A 16676-nucleotide genomic window follows, 5' to 3' on the forward strand; every position below is an offset into this window, starting at 1 on the left:
CCGGGCGTCTCACTGAGTTATGGGTGCCCCGCACGGAGCGCTCCCTGCTATCCCTCTCGGGAAACGATCGAATCAGCCATCCGCTCGAGCGCGCGCTTCACCGGCGACTTCGGCAGCGGGTCGAGCGCGGTCACGGCCTCAGCCGCCCAACGGCGGGCCGTCGCCTCGGTCTCGCGGGTCACCTCGTGTGCGCGGAGCGCGACGACCGCGGAATCGAGCACCGACGCGTCGGCTCCCGCTTCAATGTCGCGCACCCCCGCCTCGATCTGAGCGAGCAGCTCGGCGTCTGCACCGCCGGACGCCGCCGCGCGCTGCTGCAGCAGCAAGAGCGGCAGGGTGGCCACGCCAGCGCGGAGGTCGGTGCCCGCGCGCTTGCCCGTCTGCTCCTTCTGCGGCGACAGGTCAATCACGTCATCGATGAGCTGGAACGCGACGCCGATGCGCTCGCCGTACTCGGTCACCGGATCCGCGTACTCCTTCGGCGCCTCGCCGAACATCACGCCCATGCGCGCGGCGGTCGCGATGAGGGCGCCCGTCTTGTCTGCAAGCACCTGAATGTAGTGCGCGATCGGCTCGTCCTCGGGCTGCGGGCCGACGGTCTCGTGCAGTTGGCCGAGGCACAGACGCTCGAACGTCTCCGCCTGCAGCAAGATCGCTTCCTCGCCCATGCCGGAGACGAGCGACGACGCGCGCGCAAACAGCAGATCGCCCGCGAGAATCGCCACCGAGTTCGACCACACCGTCTGCGCGGCGGGCACGCCCCGGCGCAGCTTCGCGTCGTCCATCACATCGTCGTGGTAGAGCGAGGCGAGATGGGTCATCTCGACCGCCTGCGCGGCACGGCGCACCAGCTCGTTGGGGCCGGTGCCCAGCTCGCTCGTGAGGAGCGTGAGCATCGGTCGGATCCGCTTACCGCCCGCGCTCATCAGGTAGCGGGCCGGCGCGTCCGCGACCGGGGAGGCGAAGCGCAGGTGTTCCATCAGCTCAGCCTCGATCAGCTCGAGCTGATCCTGCAGCTGCTTCGCGTGGCGGCGATCCTGCGCACCGCGGAACAACCGCATCGGCAGCGCCTGGGTGGCGGTGTCTTCTGCGATAGGACGGTTCACTGCTCGCCTCCGGAGGCCTCGGTCTTAGCGGATGTCGGTTTCGTCGCGGGCGCGGACTTTGCCGCGGGCGACGTTTTCGCTGCGGGTTTCTTGGCCGCCGGCTTCTTCGCCTCGGACTGCTTCGCGGTGGAGGCAGCCGCCGGCTTCTTGGCCGCAGCGGGTTTCTTCGCCGCTGCAGGCTTCTTCGCCGCGGGTTTCTTCGCGGCAGGCTTCTTCGCGGCAGCCGGCTTCGGCGCGGCTGGCGCCTCGCGCGGAACAAAGCCACGGTGCAGCGCGACGATGCCAAAGGTGAGGTTGCGGTAGGCGACTCGCTCAAAGCCGGCCTCGCGCAGCCACCCGGCCAGCGCTTCCTGATCCGGCCACTCTTCAATCGACTCGTTGAGGTACTGGTACGCGGCGGCGGCCTCGCGGTTGATCGCACCGGCGATGCGCGGCAGCACGTGGCGGCCGTAGAACGCGTACGGACCCCGGATCACGGCCGAGGGGGGCGTCGAGAACTCCGCAATGACCACGCGGCCACCCGGCTTCACGACGCGGCGCATCTCGGCGAGCGCGGCACGCGGATCGCTCACGTTGCGCAGCCCGTACGAGATCGTGGCGGCATCAAAGCTGTTGTCCTCGAACGGCAGCGCGGTGGCGTCAGCGTGTACGAACTCGATGAGCGCGTTGTCCGCGTGGCGCTTCCGGCCCTCGGCGAGCATGCCCTCCGAGAAGTCCGCGGCCACCACGTTGGCGCCGTGCGCAGCGAGCGCGGCGGACGACGTGCCGGTCCCGGCTGCAAGATCAAGGATGCGCATGCCCTTGCGCGGGCCAACGGCTTTCGTCGTCGCAATGCGCCAGAGCCGGTCGTTGCCCACGGTCAGGACGTCGTTAATGAGGTCATAGCGGGGCGAGACCTCGTCAAACATCGAGGAGACGTCGGCGGCGTGCTTGGTCGCGGTGTCGGGTCGAGTCACCCCACCATCGTATCTCCTTGTGCCTGAGCGCCGGATGGCACGCGCAGACCCGCTGAACGGCCTGCTCAGGGCGGAGGGGTAGATTGATGGGGTGACGAGTGAATCCGCTGTGCCCCGCCTCCGCGCGATCACCCGACCCCTTGCGGAGCGACCCGAACTGCTCGACCTCGCGGATCCCGATTCGCCGCTCGTGTGGCTGCGCGGCGACCGCGGCTGCGTCGGCCTGGGTGAGACCCTGCGCATCGGCTTCCACGGCCCGAACCGATTCCGTGCGGCGGCTGGCGCCTGGCGTGCGATCTCAGACAACGCCGTGATCGATGACCCCGTGCGCATGCCGGGCTCCGGCCTCGTGGCGCTCGGTACCTTCGCGTTCGACGACGAGAGCGACGCGGAGAGCGTGCTCATTGTGCCGGAGGTGCTCATTGCGCAGCACCGCGATCAGTGGTGGATCACGGAGACCTCGATCATCCGCGATCCCGCACCAGACGCAGGCACCGACGAGTCTCTCGATCGGGATCTCACGCTGCCGCCCGCAGCCCCTGCAGGCGCATGGCCCGGCCTGGAGCTCGCTCCGCGCACCGACGACTCCGCTCACGCGGTCGACCCCGTCGCGGCTTACCTCACCGGCGTCACCGAAGCCGTGCGTCGCATCGAGGCCGGCGACGCGGAAAAGATCGTCCTCGCCCGCCAGATCGAGGGGCAGCTACCCGCGGGAGCGGATCTCCGTGTGCCGCTCGCACGCCTCGCGGAACGGTACCTCGACTGCTGGACCTTCGCGGTCGACGGCATGGTGGGGGCGAGCCCAGAGACGCTCATCCGTTCCACCGCGGGCGCGGTGTCGGCGCGCGTGCTCGCGGGTACCCGTGCTCGGCACGCTGAGAACGGTGCGCGCGACGCCCAGGCTCGCGACGAACTCCTGACGAGCGCCAAGGAACAGCACGAGCACGCGTTCGCCGTGCAGAGCGTGGTCACCGCGCTCGCCCCGTTCGTCACCGAACTGCGCACCAGCGAGGAGCCGTTCCCGCTGCAGCTGCCCAATGTGTGGCACCTCGCCACCGACCTCGGCGCAAGCCTCGGCGAGCGCAGCTCCGCGATTGAGCTCGTGGGAGCCCTGCACCCCACCGCGGCGGTGGCCGGCACGCCCACCGCCGACGCGGTCGCCGCGATCGCCGAACTCGAGCCGTTCGACCGCGGGCGCTACTCAGGGGCCGTGGGCTGGATCGACGCCGCGGGCGACGGCGAGTGGGTCATCGCCCTGCGCTGCGCACAGCTCGGCGCGGCGGATCCTGAGACGGGCGAACGCACGCTCACCGCGAGCGCGGGCGGCGGCATCGTGGTGGGGTCCGATCCCGATCACGAGTTTGGTGAGACCGTATCGAAGTTCCGGCCGATCACCGAGGCCTTCGCGCGCTGAGCCCACCCGGCACGTCCCGCCCACCCGGCGAGCTCAGCTCCGTCAGTTCAGCTCGGCCAAGTCAGGCCGCGCGTCGCTTCGAGCCGCGCCTGCTCCTCCACAACGTCGAAGTCTGCCGCGGGCCACGCAGGCTGCAGCGCCGCAAGCTCGGAGATGACGATTCGCTGCACTGCCGCGCGGGCGTACCACTTCGCATTCGCCGGCACGACGTACCAGGGCGCGTGGGCCGCGTGCGTGCGGTCGATCGCGATCTGGAACGCGGACATGTACTCGTCCCACAGCACGCGCTCGTCGACGTCCCCGGGGTTGTACTTCCAGTGCTTCGCGGGGTCCGCAAGCCGATCGGCGAGACGCTCAGCCTGCTCCTCGGGTGACACGTGCAGCATGATCTTCACGATCCGCACCCCGTCGTCGGCAAGGCGCTGCTCGAAGTCGGCAATCGCACCGTAGCGGCGCTCGATCTCGGCGGGCGGCGCGAACTCGCGCACCCGCTGGATCAGCACGTCCTCGTAGTGCGAGCGGTCGAACACGCCAATCACGCCGGGCTCGGGCACGCGCGGCTCGATGCGCCAGAGGAAGTCGTGTGCGCGCTCCGTTTCGGTGGGCGCTTTGAACGCAGCGAGCGACAAACCGTAGGGCTCAATCTGCGAGAACACATGGTTCACGATTCCGCCCTTGCCCGCGGCGTCCATGGCCTGCAGCACGACGAGCACACGCTCGCGCGCGCCCACTCGGCTCTGCGCAAAGAGCTGCTCCTGCAGTTCACGGAACTCCTGGGCGGAGGCGGCGAGCTCGGTTTGACCGGCCTTCTTCGTCGCCGCCGTGCCCGGTGTTGCGGCGGGGTCGATCCCGCGCAGCTCGAAGCCCTCGCGCACTCGCAAGAGCTGCGCTACATCGTCGTTCCAGAACTGCGTGCCCATCGGCCCTCCCCCGTCAGTGTTCCCCACTGTAGGGCCTGAGCGCGCCGCGGCGCACTGGATTATTTCCGCGCGAGCGGCACCTCGACGATGCCGGGGCCGGTGACCGGCTCCGTGAGCAGGCGCTCGAGCTCGCTGCGCGTCTCCACCTGGCGATACTCCCAGCCGTACGCGGCGGCGAGGGCTTCGAGCGACACCGAGTGCGGCGTGAGCATCACACGGTCGAACGCGTCTGCGGCCGCGGCGTCCGCAACCTCAAGCCCATCAAAGATCGTCCCGCCGCCGTCGTTGCCCACGAACAGCTGAATGCGCACGGCGCGCTCCGTCTGCGGGAGGAGGAGCGACCCGGCGTCGTGCAGCAGGGCGAGATCGCCGATGAGTACGCGAGTCACTCCCGCGGCGGCCGAGCTCTCGGGGTCCGCCTGGCTCGCGGCGGCGATGCCGAGCGCGGTGGCGACGGTGCCGTCGATGCCCGCAAGCCCGCGGTTCGCGTGCACGCCGAGCTTGCGCCCCGGGGCGAGGCCGTCGAGCACACGCACCAGACGGGAGGCGGCGAGAACCAGACGATCGTGCGGCCAGGAGCCGCGCCACACGCTCTCGGCGAGGAGCTCGCGGCTCACCGCCTCGCGCATCGTTGCGACCTCCGAGCGCGCGTACGCGTTGCGTTCCTTGTACCCGGGCGCGGTGGCCGCGGACAGGTTCGGCGCGTGCACCGTGGTGCGCTCGCGCTGCAGCTCGCGGTCGGCCACCACCCACGCGCCCAGCCAGCGGTGCAGCAGCGCGGGATCGTGGTCGGCGGCGGCACGCGCCGCACGCACGACCGTTGCGCGGCGGCCAGGATTCACGTGCTCAACGCCGGGGCCCGCGTGCGGGTCGACGACAATCACCTCGACGGCGTCGCGTCGCAGCAGCGCGTTCGCCTGCCGCGTGAGCGTGGGGTGCCCGAACACCACGGCCCGCTCAACGAGCCCGCCGATTTCGGGGTGCTCAAGCAACGTGGCGTAGGCGGCAATTGCTTCCCGCCCGTAGCGCGCGCCGCTCACGACCTCCGCGAGGAGGGGAGCACCGATCGCGCGGGCGAACACCTCAGCGTCGGGGCCAGCGTCGGCACCAGCGAGAACGACCGTGTAGGCATCGCCGGAGTGGATGTACTGCTCGTCGTCGGTGAAGCCCGCGTGGCTGCGGAGCCCACCCGGAACCGCCTGCGCTGCCGTGCTCGCAATGCCGAGCGCGTCGTTCTCTCGAATCTCCGCTGCTTCGGCCGCGGCCGCCTCGAAGCCGCGGTCGATCATCGTCTCGAATCCGGCGACTCCTGAGAGCGGTTCGCGGAACGCCAGGTTGAGCTGTACGGGGCCCGCCGGCGCTGCGCCGAGGAAGCCGGTCGCCGCAGAGATCGCACGCGCGGCGAGCGTCTGCGGGTCGGTCGCATCCGTGCGCACGAGATCGCCGTCTGCTCCGAGCGCGGGCGCGGGCACATCCAGGCTGAGCCGAGCGGCCGGGCCAAACAATCCTGCCTGCTCGGTGGTCTGGTTGCTGCGAATGCCGCGCAGCTCAGTGGGGCGGTCCGCGGTGAGCAGCAGCATCGGCACTCGCCCGGCGTGCGCCTCAAGTGCCGCGGGCAAGAGGTTTGCGACGGCCGTTCCGCTCGTCACGATAACGGGAGCTGGCACGCCGGTCTCGCGCGCGATGCCGAGCGCGAAGAATGCCGCGGAGCGCTCGTCGACGCGCACGTGCAGGCGAATCGCACCGACGCGCTCGGCCGCCGCTGCGGCGAGCGCGAGCGCCTGCGAGCGGGAGCCGGGGCACACCACGACGTCGCGCACCCCGAGGCGAATCAGCTCGCCGAGCAGCTCAACCGCGAAGATCGAGGCCGGTGCGGGAGCCGCGGGAGCGTCAGCCTGGCTCACGGCTGCGACGCGTCGCCGTCGGCCTGCGTGCCGCCGTCGCGCCGATTCTCATCGCGCCGGTTCTCGTCGCGTGCTGGGCGCTCGGCCTCGCCTGCAGCGGAGCCCGGCTGCTCGCCGGGGAAGGTCTCTTCGTCGAGCTCTCGCAGGCGCGCCTCAAGATCACGCATGTGCGCATCGAGGTCGCCCGATGACATGTTGGTGCCGCTGAACCGGGGGTCATCATCTGGCGCGGCGGGCCGCACCGCGGGGGTGTCTCCCTTGCCGATGACAAACCAGAGGATGCCGCCGATCACGGGAAGCACGACGATGAGCACCACCCACACGGGTTTCGCAACGCCGCGGGCTCGCGCGCCGTCCGTCATCGCCGCGTCGACCAGCGAATACAGCGTGAAGGCCACCGCGATGACGATACCGATAATCCCGAATCGCACCATGCCCCTATGGTACTCGCACCACATCACACTGGGCTGGGCGCTCGCGGCCCCTCGGCTCAGGATCGCCGCAGTTACGCCGGGTAGACTCGTCGCCGTGAAGAACCCCCGGACCGCCTGGATTGTGTACATCGTGCTGCGACTGCTCTTTTTCGCAGCCCCGTTCGCGGTGTTCTTCCTGATGGGCATCAAGCCGTGGCTTGCGGCAATCTTCGCAGCCCTCATCGGGGTCTCGCTGTCCATCATTTTCCTCTCGAAGCCGCGTGACACCGCGTCCGAGAGTATTTACGACTGGCGCAACCGCGAGCGCACGGCAGACAGCATCGTCGAGGACGAGGCGATGGACGCCGAGACGCAGGGCACCGCGGCAGCAGCCGCTGAAACGGTGAGCGCCGAGGCAGTGGACGCTGAGACCGCACACACCGACGCGAAGCCCACGCAGCTGTAGCCAACCAAGCGCTACGCGCGGGCGGCCGCCATGTGCTCGTGCAGGCGAGCCTCAAGCCGGGGCACCCGCCCATCGAGCAGGAAGCCGTCGCCCCGCGGGATGTCGCGCGAGACCGACACCTCCCCCGCAATCGCCCCGGCGCGCTGTGGGAGCACGAGCACCCGGTCGCTCAGCCGCACAGCCTCGCGAATGTCGTGCGTGATGAGCAGGATGCTCCAGCCGTGCTCGGCCCAGATGTCGAGGAGCCAACGCTGCAGCTCATCCCGGGTGATCGCGTCGAGCGCACCAAACGGCTCGTCGAGCAACAGCACGGGCTTCCCCTGCACCACGGTGCGGAGAAACGAGACGCGCTGGCGCATGCCGCCGGAAAGCTGCCGCGGGTAGCGCTCCTCTGTACCGGCGAGCCCGAACGGCGCGAAGAGCGCGGCCGCACGATCGCGCGCCGCACGCTTCTGCGCCCCGGCGACCTCGAGCCCGATGCACGCGTTGTCGAGCACGCGCCGCCACGGCAGCAGCACATCGCGCTGCGGCATGAACGCGAAGGGACGATCGAGGCCCATCTCGGCGGGATCGATGCGAGCGCCGCCGTAGCGAATCTCGCCCGTGTCGGCGCGCAGCGCGCCCGTGAGCAGTGCGAGCAGCGTCGACTTCCCCGAGCCGCTCGCGCCCACGAGCGAGACGATCTCGCCGGCACTCACACGCAGCGAGATGTCTGCGAGCACGGGGTGCTCGCCAAACGCCTTCGCGATCCCAATCAGCTCGAGTGCGCTGCCCGCCCCGCTCACCGTGCGCGTCCCTGCTCGATGCGCAGCCAGGGCACCGAGACCCGCTCGATGAGGATCACGAGGCCGAACAGCGCGAGCGTGACGAGCGAGGACACCGTGACCGCCGCAAGCACGAGATCCGTGCGGAACACGTGCTTCGCCGACTGCATGTAGACCCCAAGCCCCGCGACCGCCCCCGCGTACTCGGCAAAGATGGTGCCCACCACGGCGTAGGTGATGGAAATGCGCAGGGCAGAGAAGAAGGATGGGATGCCCGCGGGGAGGCGCACGAAGCGAAACAGCTGCCAGCGGCCCGCCCCCATCGAGCGAAGCAGCACCTCCGCATCGGGATCGGCCTCAGCGAAGCCGCGCAGCAGCCCAACCACCATGGGGAAGAAGGTGACGAACGCGACAAGCAGCACCTTCGGGAGCAGACCGAAGCCGAACCAGAGCACCACGAGCGGCGCAAGGGCGATGAGTGGCAGGGTCTGGCTCACCACGAGGAGCGGGAGAATCGCACTGCGGAGGAGCGGGGAGAAGTCGAGCAGCGTCGCCGCGAGGAACGCCACCGCGACGGAGAGCGTGAAGCCCGTGAGCGTCGCCGTCACCGTGGTGAGGGTGTGGCGCAGCAGCGCGTCGCGTTCAGCGAGTCCGGATTCGAGAATGCGTGTGGGGGCCGGCAGCATGTCGGGTGGCACGAGACCCGCCGTCGTGGCGGTCTGCCAGATCACGAGCAGCAGCGCGAAGGCCGCGACGGGCGGCAGCACCCGCGCGAGCGCTCGGCCCACCGTGTGACTGGCGGCGTTCCCCGCACCGCCAGTCACCGCGGTGCGCGGCGCTGCGGCCCCCACGCCGCTCACCCGCGGAGCTCGGTGTAGTACTCGGTCCAGTCGGGTTCCTCGGTGACGGGTTTGCCCTCGGAGTCCGTGAGGAAGCCGCCGTCGAAGAGGAAGGCGCCGAACTCTGCCCAGGCTTCCGGGTTCACCTCGCCGATCTCATGCCCCTTCGCCACGAGGTAGCCATCCTCCGCCATGAGTTTCGCGCTGCGGCGCACGAGCTCCTCGGCGGTGCCGAGGGTGTCTGGATTCGCCGCGATCAGGATGTCGGCGGCCTCCTCCGGGTGCTCTGCGGCAAACGCGTAGCCGCGCGCAACCGCCTCAACGAACGCGCGCGCCTCCGTCGGGTGCGCTGCGAGGTACGCGTCGCTCGAGATGATGCCGGTGGACTGCTGCTCGGGCACGCCGAAGTCCTGGTAGCGCCAGGCGCGATACGGGTGGCCGTCGATCTCCATCTGGAGGTTTTCCCACGTTGAGACAGAGAGAGTGAAGTCGATGCGCCCCTGCGAGAGCGCCTCATACGCGCCGGTGTCGAGCACGACCTCCTCAAAGTTGCCTGCCCCGCCGTCACCCTGGATCGTGGTCTTCGCGAGCGCGCCGAAGAGCGGGGCGCCAAAGCCACCGAACACGAGGCCGTCGAGATCCTTCGGACGGGTGAGGTCATCGCGAGAGCCGAGCACCACGAGGCGGCCAGTGTCGGTCTGCGTGACGCGGTAGACGGACACCACGTCAAGGCCTGAAGTGCGCGCCATCTGCACGCCTGACTGCCCACCGATGCCAAAGTCGGCCTCGCCGGCGGAGACGAGCTGGCTCGAGGGGGTCGACCCGTAGGGCAGAATTTCGACGTCGAGGCCGGCGTCGGCGAAGAAGCCCTCCGCCTCGGCCACGTACACGCCAATGTGGTTCGTGTTCGGCGCCCAATCGAGCGCGAAGCTCACGTGCGCGGTGCCCTGCCCCGCTGCCGTGGAGTCGGCGCTCTGCAATCCCGCGGGAGCGGCACAGCCAACGAGCGCGAGCGCGCAAGTCGCGAGGACCGCAGCGGCGGCGAAGAGACGACGTGCGGGTGGACGTGAGTGGGTATGGTGACGCAAAAGCGTGCCCTTTCATTCATTGATGGGCACGGGTGTGAAAAGAGTGTCTCCCTGCGCTGGCATGATCCAGATCAGGTTCGACGGTCGAAGGTTGATGACCTTCCTCTCAGCCCGGCCTACCGGACTCCCGTGTGCTCAACACCGTAGCAGAATTCCGGATCGCGGAATTGGGCCGGAATCTTCTATGGTGGGTGCCGTGACCCACGCAAGCGACACCGCAGACTCCGCATCCCCTCAGACCCCGGCCGTCGGGCCCGACATGACCCCGCAGCAGTACGGGGTGGGCGCCCGCTTCACGCTCTCCGTGTACGACTCCGACTACGTGCGGATCATCCTCGGCGCGCTCGAGCAGGCCGACCGCACGGGCCTCACACTCGAGACGAACGACATCTCGACCTTCGTCGGTGGCACCGAGCAGCGCGTGCTCGAGTTTCTGCGCGACGTGATCGGCGCTGCGGCGGCGAGCGGTGCGCACATCTCCGCCGCGATCCTGCTCTCACGCGGCTGCCCGGGGGAACTCGCCTGCGCGCTCCCCGCCGGCGTGCCCGCGCTCGGCGCGGCCCCCGTATCGCTCGCCCCGGCTGGGGTGCGCGCCCGCGCACACTGGTCGCTCTATCCCCTGCTCGACGGGGGCAGCGAGGGTGACCACATGTCACCGATATACGCCGCCATCGAGGACGCGAAGACCGCAGGAATCTACTCGGGATCGGACCACTTCGCCACCCGCCTCGACGGCGATCTCGCCGCCGTGCTGCAAACCGCGGCGAACGGCTGGATCGGGGTGGGTGGTGTCGTGCAGCACGTCACCACCCACCTCACCGTGTCACTGAACAGCCCCACGCAGATCGCCGACTGAGCCGGCGCCGGGCGGGGGGCCGGGCGGCTACGCCTGCGAGGCTTCCCACCCGGCGTTCAGCGCCGCATAGCGCCCACCCGCTGCGATGAGCTCGGCCGGGCTCCCATCCTCGACCACTCGACCGTGCTCCATGACGAGCACGCGATCGGCGATCGCGACGGTCGAGAGGCGGTGCGCAATGATGATCGCGGTGCGATCGGCGAGGAGCCGCTGCAGCGCGTCTTGTACGAGCCGCTCGCTCGGCAGATCGAGCGAGGCGGTGGCCTCGTCGAGGATAAGCACCCGCGGATCAGCGAGGAAGGCGCGCGCGAACGAGATCAGCTGCCGCTGCCCCGCCGAGACGCGGCCGCCGCGCTTGTTCACGTCAGTGTCGTAGCCGTCGGGCAGCGCCTCGATGAAGGCGTCAGCCCCGACGGCGCGCGCCGCGGCGCGAATCTCCTCGGCGCTCGCGTCCGGTCGGCCGAGCGCGATGTTGTCGGCGACCGTACCGCTGAAGAGGTACGCCTCCTGCGTCACCATGACGATCGCGCGGCGCAGGTCCGCGGGGTCAAGCTCCCGCAGATCCACCCCGTCGAGCGACACCACACCGGTCGTCGGGTCGTAGAAGCGCGCCACAAGCTTCGCGAGCGTGGACTTGCCAGCGCCCGTCGTGCCCACAAGCGCAACGGTCTGCCCCGCAGGAATCACGAGGTCGCAGTCGGCGAGCACGGTGCGCCCGCCGCCGTAGCCGAAGCTCACGCCGTCAAACTCAAGCTCACCGCGCGCGGCGGGGAGCGGGGTGGGGGCCTCCGGATCCCGCACTGTTGGATCTTCCTCGAGCACGCCCGACACCTTCTCGAGCGCCGCGGTGGCCGACTGATACGAGTTCAAGAACATCGCCACCTCCTCGATCGGACCGAAGAAGTTGCGCACGTAGAGCACAGCTGCGAGCAGCACGCCGATGGCGAGCGCCCCGTCGGCAACGCGCAGCGCACCCCACAGCAGCACCACGCCGATGGTCACGTTGGCGAGCAGAATGAGGCCCGGATCGAGCACCCCGAAGAGGCGGAACACGCGCAGGTTCGCCTGGCGGTAGTTCTCCGCTACGGTGCCGAACTCCTTGCGGTTGCGCGGCTCGCGGCGGAACGCCTGCACCGCCCGGATGCCCGTCATCGTCTCAACAAACTGCACGATGAGGCGGGCGCTCACCACACGGGTGGCGCGGAACCCCTTTTGCGACTCGACCACGAACCAGCGCATCAGGATAACGAGCGGGATCCCCATGCCGAGCAGGATCAGGCCGCTGCGCCAATCGATGAGGAACAGCATGATGAGCGTGAAACTGCCGATGAGGATCGCGTCGATCAGCTCATTCAGACTGCCATCGAGCAGCTCCTGGATCGACTCGAGGTCGCTCGTCTGGCGCGCAATGATGCGACCCGAGGTGTATCCCTCGTGGAATTCGAGGCTGAGGCGCTGCGTGTGCCGGAAGATCCGGATCCGCAGCTCCATCATCACGGCCTGCGTGAGCCGCGCGATGAGCACGATGTACCAACCGACCAACAGGGAGCCGAGCGTCCCCGTCACGAGGAAGGCGAGCCCGATGCCGACCGCCGGCATCCAGTCGCCATCGTTCACCGCGCGCGGGAGTGCCTCGTCGATGCCGAAGGCGATGAGGGTGGGTCCCACGGCGCGCGCCGCCGTCGAGATGACAATGACGATCGCGGTGAGAGCGATCAGGCCCTTGAGCGGGCGCAGGATCGAGCCGAGCAGGCGGAGCGAGCGGCGGCGGATCGCGCGGCTCTCCTCGCGGGTGTACTGGTCGCGGTCTTCGCCGCTCGTGCCGTGCACGCTTGCGGGGCTCATGCGCGGTCCTCCTCTCGGGGCTCCGGGGTTGTGGCAATCAAGTGTCTGTAGTGGGCGCTCTCGCGCAAGAGCTCGGTGTGCGTGCCGATCGCGATGATCTTGCCGTCACGCAACACGGCAACCCGGTCGGCCATCGATACGGTCGAGGGGCGGTGCGCGACGATAAGCGCGGTGGTGCCCTCGAGCACGCGACGAAGCGCGGCCTCAACGAGGGCCTCCGTGTCGACATCGAGCGCCGAGAGCGGGTCGTCGAGCACGAGCACATCGGGGGCGGCGGCCACCACGCGGGCGAGCGCGAGGCGCTGCCGCTGACCACCGGAGAGCGAAAGCCCTTCCTCGCCCACCTCGGTGTCGAGCCCCTCCGGGAGCTCGTAGGCAAAGCCGGCCTGCGCGACCTCGAGCGCTTCGGTGAGCACCGCGTCAGCCTCGGGGCTGGCGGGGTCGAGGTCGTCTCGGCCGAGCAGCACATTCTCGCGCACGGAGGCGGAGAACAGGATCGGTTCTTCGAACGCGACCCCGATGCGGCGGCGCAGTTCTTCAAGCCGCAGTTCGCGCACATCGACCCCGTCGAGGGTCACCGCGCCGCCCGTCACGTCGAACAGGCGCGTCGGGAGCGTGGTCATGGTCGTCTTGCCCGAGCCCGTCGCGCCGACGAGTGCGAGGGTCTCCCCCGGGCGCAGCGCGAGGTCCACGCCGTCGAGCAGCGCAGGTTCCGATGCGGCGGCGTCCGGGTAGCGGAAGGTCACGTCGTGGAACACGAGTTCGCCGCGCGGCTCGGAGATGGTGCGGGGCGTCTCGGGATCCTGCACCGTGATCGGCGCGTCGAACACCTCGAAGATGCGATCGGTCGCCGTGCGCGTGTCAACGAGGAACGAGTAGAGGTACCCGAGCGACGACATCGGCCACTGGAGCGCAGCGGCCATCGCGAAGAACGCGACGAGCTCACCGACCGTGAGCAGGCCGTGCGCGGCAAGCCACACTCCCGTAATGAAGCAGGCGCCGAGCGCGAGAATCGGCACAAGTTCGTGCCAGAACCAAAGCGCGCCCACCTCTTTCGCCTTACGCATCTCTGTCTCGCGCAGCGTCTCCGCGCGGCTGCGGAACTGGCCGAGCGCGTGGCCGCCGCGGCCGAACGCCTTCAGCACGCGGATGCCGTGCACGCTCTCTTCGACCGCGGTCGCGAGGTCGCCCGCCTGGTCCTGGCTGCGCCGAGACAGCACACCGTAGCGCTGCTCGAAGCTGAACCCCACGATCCAGACCGGGATCGAGCAGATCACAAACACGGTGCCGAGCGCCCAGTGCCAGCGGAATAGCAGCGCCGCGCCGATCACAATGGTGAGCAGGTTGATGAGCAGCAGGATCAGGCCGAAGGCGAGCCACCGGCGAATGGTGCCGATGTCCTGCATCATGCGGCTGAGCAGCTGCCCCGACTGCCACCGGTCGTGGAACGCGACCGGGAGACGCTGCAGGCGATCGTAGAACGACTGGCGAATGCGGTACTCGATGCCCGTCGAGGGGGCGAGCACGAAGCGGCGACGCAGGAAGACCATCAGGGCTTCCAGCACGCCGAGGGCGAGCACGGCGAGCGTCGCCCACACGATTTGGCGGCGATCGCCGGTGGTGATGGGGCCGTCAACAGCCCACTGCAGCACGAGCGGAATGAGCAGGCTGGCAACTGCAGCGCCGAGCCCCACGAGCGCGCCGCCAATGAGGCGGGGCAGTGCGGGGCGGGCAAAGGGAAGGAGGCGCGCGAGGGCGCGAGCCGTCGACAGGCGAGGCGCCTGAACGGCTGCGTCGTCAGTGCCGGGGGTGGCGTCGTCTGCGGGCGACGCGGAAGCGTGAGAAGTCATGATCCCTGATCGAAGAGTGCGCGCGAGTGCGGCGCGAAAGAAGCTGGAAGCGGGAGGGGCGGCAGCGCGCGAAGCGGCGGGCCGCGGGAAACCTAATGTCCGGTCAGCAGGGTGCCCGGACGAGCGAGATCTGCTGCGGTGATGATTGACGCCATGATCTGCTCCTTTCCGGGTCTTCGGGGATACCGAGAATTACCCTATCCGGGTGAGCGCGCGCCGCGCAAGCACCAATTCTGTGTGGTTCGGCGTGGTGTGCGCAGTAGCCTGGGCGCATGACCGCCCGCCGATCCCCCTGGCTGTGGGGCGCCGCGACCCTGCTCGCGGTCGCGCTGCTTGCCGTCTCCGCCGCGCTCGGCGTCACCGTCTACGGCATGCCGGTGGTGGAGAGTCTCATGATTGCGGCCACGCAGTCGGCCGGGTTGCTCATCGCGCTACGCTTCCCCCGCTGGGGCCTCGCGGTGCTGACGATTGCGGTGATCTCGGGGCTCACGCTCGCGCAGCCCACCGCCACGGCGCCCTGGCCTGTGCAGGTCACCTCCCTCCTCGCGCTCCTCGCGACGTACGTACTCGTCGCGCTCCACGGGCGGTGGCTGGCCGCGGTCGCGAGCGCCGCGCTCATCGGTATCACGGCGAGCGGTGTCGCCTCGGGCGCGGGGAACACCGTCCCGGGTGGCCCGATGGTGGCGAACCTCATCGTGCTGCTCGCGCTCTCCACGATCACGATCGGGATCACGACGCTGGTGCGCGCCGTCCGCGCGGCACGGGGTGAGCTCGCCGAGGCGCGCGAAGTCTCCGAACTCGAACTCGCGCGCCGCCAGATCGCCGAGGAGCGCACGCGCATCGCCCGCGAGATGCACGACGTGGTGGCGCACGGCATGTCGGTGATCCAGGTGCAGGCGGCGAGCGCGCGCTACCGCTTCCCGGAGATCGACGAGGCGGTAGCCGACGAATTCGACGAGCTCGCGGCAACCGCCCGCACCGCGCTCGGCGAGATGCGCGCCCTGCTCGGCGTGCTGCGGGCCGACGACGGCGCCGAGCACGCGCCGCAGCCGGGCCTCGGCGACCTCCCCGAGCTCGTCGCCCGGTCGCGGGCGACGCTCACCGACCAGCTTCCCGGCTCCCTCGCCGCACGCATGGACCCCGTGTGCCAGCTCGCGGTCTACCGGGTGGTGCAGGAGTCGCTCGGCAACGCAGCCCGGCACGCCGCCGGAGCATCCGCCACGGTGTCGCTTGCCCCCGAGCCGCCGGCACCCGCAGTGCCCGCGGGCGTGCGGGTCATCGTGCAGAACGGAGCGCCGCCGGCCGACCGCACGGTGCGGGCCGCCCCCGACCCGAGTGGCCACGGCATCCGCGGCATGCGCGAGCGGGTCACCGCGCTCGGCGGTGCACTCTCCGCGGATCCCTCCCCCGGCGGCGGGTTCCAGGTCACCGCCCTGCTGCCCATCGTTCCGGGCACGCAGCTCACACTCCGCCATCCCGTTTCTCCCGAGGAGCCCTCCGCATGACCATCTCCGTTCTCATCGTCGACGACCAGGCGATGGTGCGCGCGGGCTTCGCCGCGATCCTCGATGCGCAGCCCGACCTCACCGTGGTGGGCCAGGCCGCAGACGGCGCCGAGGGGGTGGCGCTGTCGCACCGCCTCCGACCCGACGTCGTGCTGATGGACGTGCGCATGCCGGAGATGAACGGCCTCGAGGCAACGCGGGCACTCATGTCGCCGCCGGCGCGCGTCGACCATGTGCCGCGCGTCGTGATCCTCACCACCTTCGACATTGACGAGTACGTGCACGAAGCCCTGGGTGCGGGAGCGAGCGGCTTCCTCCTCAAGGACGCACCCCCAGCCGACCTGGTGAACGCCGTGCGGGTGGTCGCCGCGGGCGATGCGCTGCTCGCCCCGAGCGTCACCCGTCGCCTCCTGGAGCGCTTCGCCGAGCAGCGCCCGCCGCGCGACACGCACGCGCTCCGACTCGCCGAGCTCACCGAACGCGAGCGCGAAATCCTGGTGCTCATTGGCGCGGGGCGTTCGAACACCGAGATCGCCGGCGAGCTGTTCATCGCCGAGCAGACGGTGAAGTCGCATGTCACGCGGATCTTCACGAAGTTGGGGCTGCGCGATCGTGTGCAGGCGGTGATCCTCGCTTACGACGCGGGCCTCGTCGAACCGGATCGCTAGGCCGCACCCATACCCCGGTAGGGGGTCGAAAGCGCACCTCGGGGTGATGCCTGCGCGAGTTTCCTCGCGGGACTGTTCTTCC

15 protein-coding genes and 1 riboswitch are annotated in these 16676 nt (G+C 69.8%); of the genes, 5 read left to right on the top strand and 10 right to left on the bottom strand.

Features of this window, described 5'->3' with window-relative positions; translation table 11 throughout:
- Positions 1-47: 47 nt before the first annotated feature.
- Both D3226_RS10200 and ubiE read right to left on the bottom strand, forming a co-directional pair.
- Positions 48-1061, bottom strand: coding sequence for a polyprenyl synthetase family protein (locus D3226_RS10200; RefSeq protein WP_202382613.1), 1014 nt, complete (start codon positions 1059-1061; stop codon positions 48-50).
- Between the two features lie 41 nt (positions 1062-1102).
- Positions 1103-2062 carry a bifunctional demethylmenaquinone methyltransferase/2-methoxy-6-polyprenyl-1,4-benzoquinol methylase UbiE gene (ubiE, locus tag D3226_RS10205; RefSeq protein ID WP_337248968.1) on the bottom strand — a complete coding sequence of 320 codons (960 nt, stop codon included), beginning with the start codon at positions 2060-2062 and terminating at the stop codon, positions 1103-1105.
- 91 nt (positions 2063-2153) lie between these two features.
- Here ubiE and D3226_RS10210 point away from each other — a divergent pair, with 91 nt between their 5' ends.
- Positions 2154-3476, top strand: a complete 1323-nt coding sequence (locus tag D3226_RS10210; protein ID WP_202382429.1) for an isochorismate synthase — start codon at positions 2154-2156, stop codon at positions 3474-3476.
- A 47-nt stretch (positions 3477-3523) separates the two neighbouring features.
- Here the strand turns inward: D3226_RS10210 and D3226_RS10215 are convergent, their stop codons facing one another.
- From D3226_RS10215 to D3226_RS10225, 3 genes are read right to left on the bottom strand one after another with little or no spacing between them, the layout of a single operon-like run.
- Complete coding sequence (locus D3226_RS10215) at positions 3524-4396, bottom strand: PPK2 family polyphosphate kinase (protein WP_202382430.1); 873 nt, start codon at positions 4394-4396, stop codon at positions 3524-3526.
- A 59-nt stretch (positions 4397-4455) separates the two neighbouring features.
- Positions 4456-6300 carry a 2-succinyl-5-enolpyruvyl-6-hydroxy-3-cyclohexene-1-carboxylic-acid synthase gene (gene menD / locus D3226_RS10220; protein WP_337248969.1) on the bottom strand — a complete coding sequence of 615 codons (1845 nt, stop codon included), beginning with the start codon at positions 6298-6300 and terminating at the stop codon, positions 4456-4458.
- Positions 6297-6734 (bottom strand): PLDc N-terminal domain-containing protein, encoded by a 438-nt coding sequence (locus tag D3226_RS10225; RefSeq protein WP_202382431.1) that lies wholly within the window; start codon positions 6732-6734, stop codon positions 6297-6299. The genes menD and D3226_RS10225 overlap by 4 nt, the downstream gene beginning before the upstream one ends.
- 94 nt (positions 6735-6828) lie before the next feature.
- On the opposite strand from D3226_RS10225, the gene D3226_RS10230 reads away from it, so the two are divergent.
- Positions 6829-7179, top strand: a complete 351-nt coding sequence (locus D3226_RS10230) for a DUF4229 domain-containing protein (RefSeq protein WP_337248970.1) — start codon at positions 6829-6831, stop codon at positions 7177-7179.
- An 11-nt stretch (positions 7180-7190) separates the two neighbouring features.
- On the opposite strand, the gene D3226_RS10235 is transcribed toward D3226_RS10230, so the two are convergent.
- From D3226_RS10235 to D3226_RS10245, 3 genes are read right to left on the bottom strand one after another with little or no spacing between them, the layout of a single operon-like run.
- The gene (locus D3226_RS10235) at positions 7191-7964 is read right to left on the bottom strand and encodes an ATP-binding cassette domain-containing protein (protein WP_202382433.1); all 774 of its coding nucleotides are present in this window, start codon (positions 7962-7964) and stop codon (positions 7191-7193) included.
- A complete protein-coding gene (locus D3226_RS10240; RefSeq protein ID WP_337248971.1) occupies positions 7961-8803 on the bottom strand; it encodes an ABC transporter permease in 843 nt (280 codons plus the stop codon). Before D3226_RS10240 ends, D3226_RS10235 begins: the two co-directional genes overlap by 4 nt.
- The gene (locus D3226_RS10245; RefSeq protein ID WP_202382434.1) at positions 8800-9870 is read right to left on the bottom strand and encodes an ABC transporter substrate-binding protein; all 1071 of its coding nucleotides are present in this window, start codon (positions 9868-9870) and stop codon (positions 8800-8802) included. Before D3226_RS10245 ends, D3226_RS10240 begins: the two co-directional genes overlap by 4 nt.
- Positions 9871-9900: 30 nt before the next feature.
- Positions 9901-10011, bottom strand: a riboswitch (TPP riboswitch).
- Between the two features lie 55 nt (positions 10012-10066).
- Here D3226_RS10245 and D3226_RS10250 point away from each other — a divergent pair.
- On the top strand, positions 10067-10726 hold the full coding sequence (locus tag D3226_RS10250; RefSeq protein WP_337248972.1) for a YkoF family thiamine/hydroxymethylpyrimidine-binding protein: 660 nt from the start codon (positions 10067-10069) through the stop codon (positions 10724-10726).
- Between the two features lie 27 nt (positions 10727-10753).
- On the opposite strand, the gene D3226_RS10255 is transcribed toward D3226_RS10250, so the two are convergent.
- Positions 10754-12571 carry an ABC transporter ATP-binding protein gene (locus D3226_RS10255; RefSeq protein ID WP_202382436.1) on the bottom strand — a complete coding sequence of 606 codons (1818 nt, stop codon included), beginning with the start codon at positions 12569-12571 and terminating at the stop codon, positions 10754-10756.
- Positions 12568-14421 (bottom strand): ABC transporter ATP-binding protein, encoded by a 1854-nt coding sequence (locus D3226_RS10260; protein ID WP_202382437.1) that lies wholly within the window; start codon positions 14419-14421, stop codon positions 12568-12570. Before D3226_RS10260 ends, D3226_RS10255 begins: the two co-directional genes overlap by 4 nt.
- A 272-nt stretch (positions 14422-14693) precedes the next feature.
- Here D3226_RS10260 and D3226_RS10265 point away from each other — a divergent pair, with 272 nt between their 5' ends.
- Positions 14694-15926: a sensor histidine kinase gene (locus D3226_RS10265; RefSeq protein ID WP_202382438.1), complete on the top strand. Its 1233-nt coding sequence runs from the start codon at positions 14694-14696 to the stop codon at positions 15924-15926.
- The gene (locus D3226_RS10270; RefSeq protein WP_202382439.1) at positions 15923-16594 is read left to right on the top strand and encodes a response regulator; all 672 of its coding nucleotides are present in this window, start codon (positions 15923-15925) and stop codon (positions 16592-16594) included. The genes D3226_RS10265 and D3226_RS10270 overlap by 4 nt, the downstream gene beginning before the upstream one ends.
- Positions 16595-16676: the final 82 nt, after the last annotated feature.

Source organism: Leucobacter chromiireducens subsp. chromiireducens, assembly GCF_016758255.1.
In the GTDB taxonomy this organism is placed as follows: Bacteria; Actinomycetota; Actinomycetes; order Actinomycetales; family Microbacteriaceae; genus Leucobacter; species Leucobacter chromiireducens.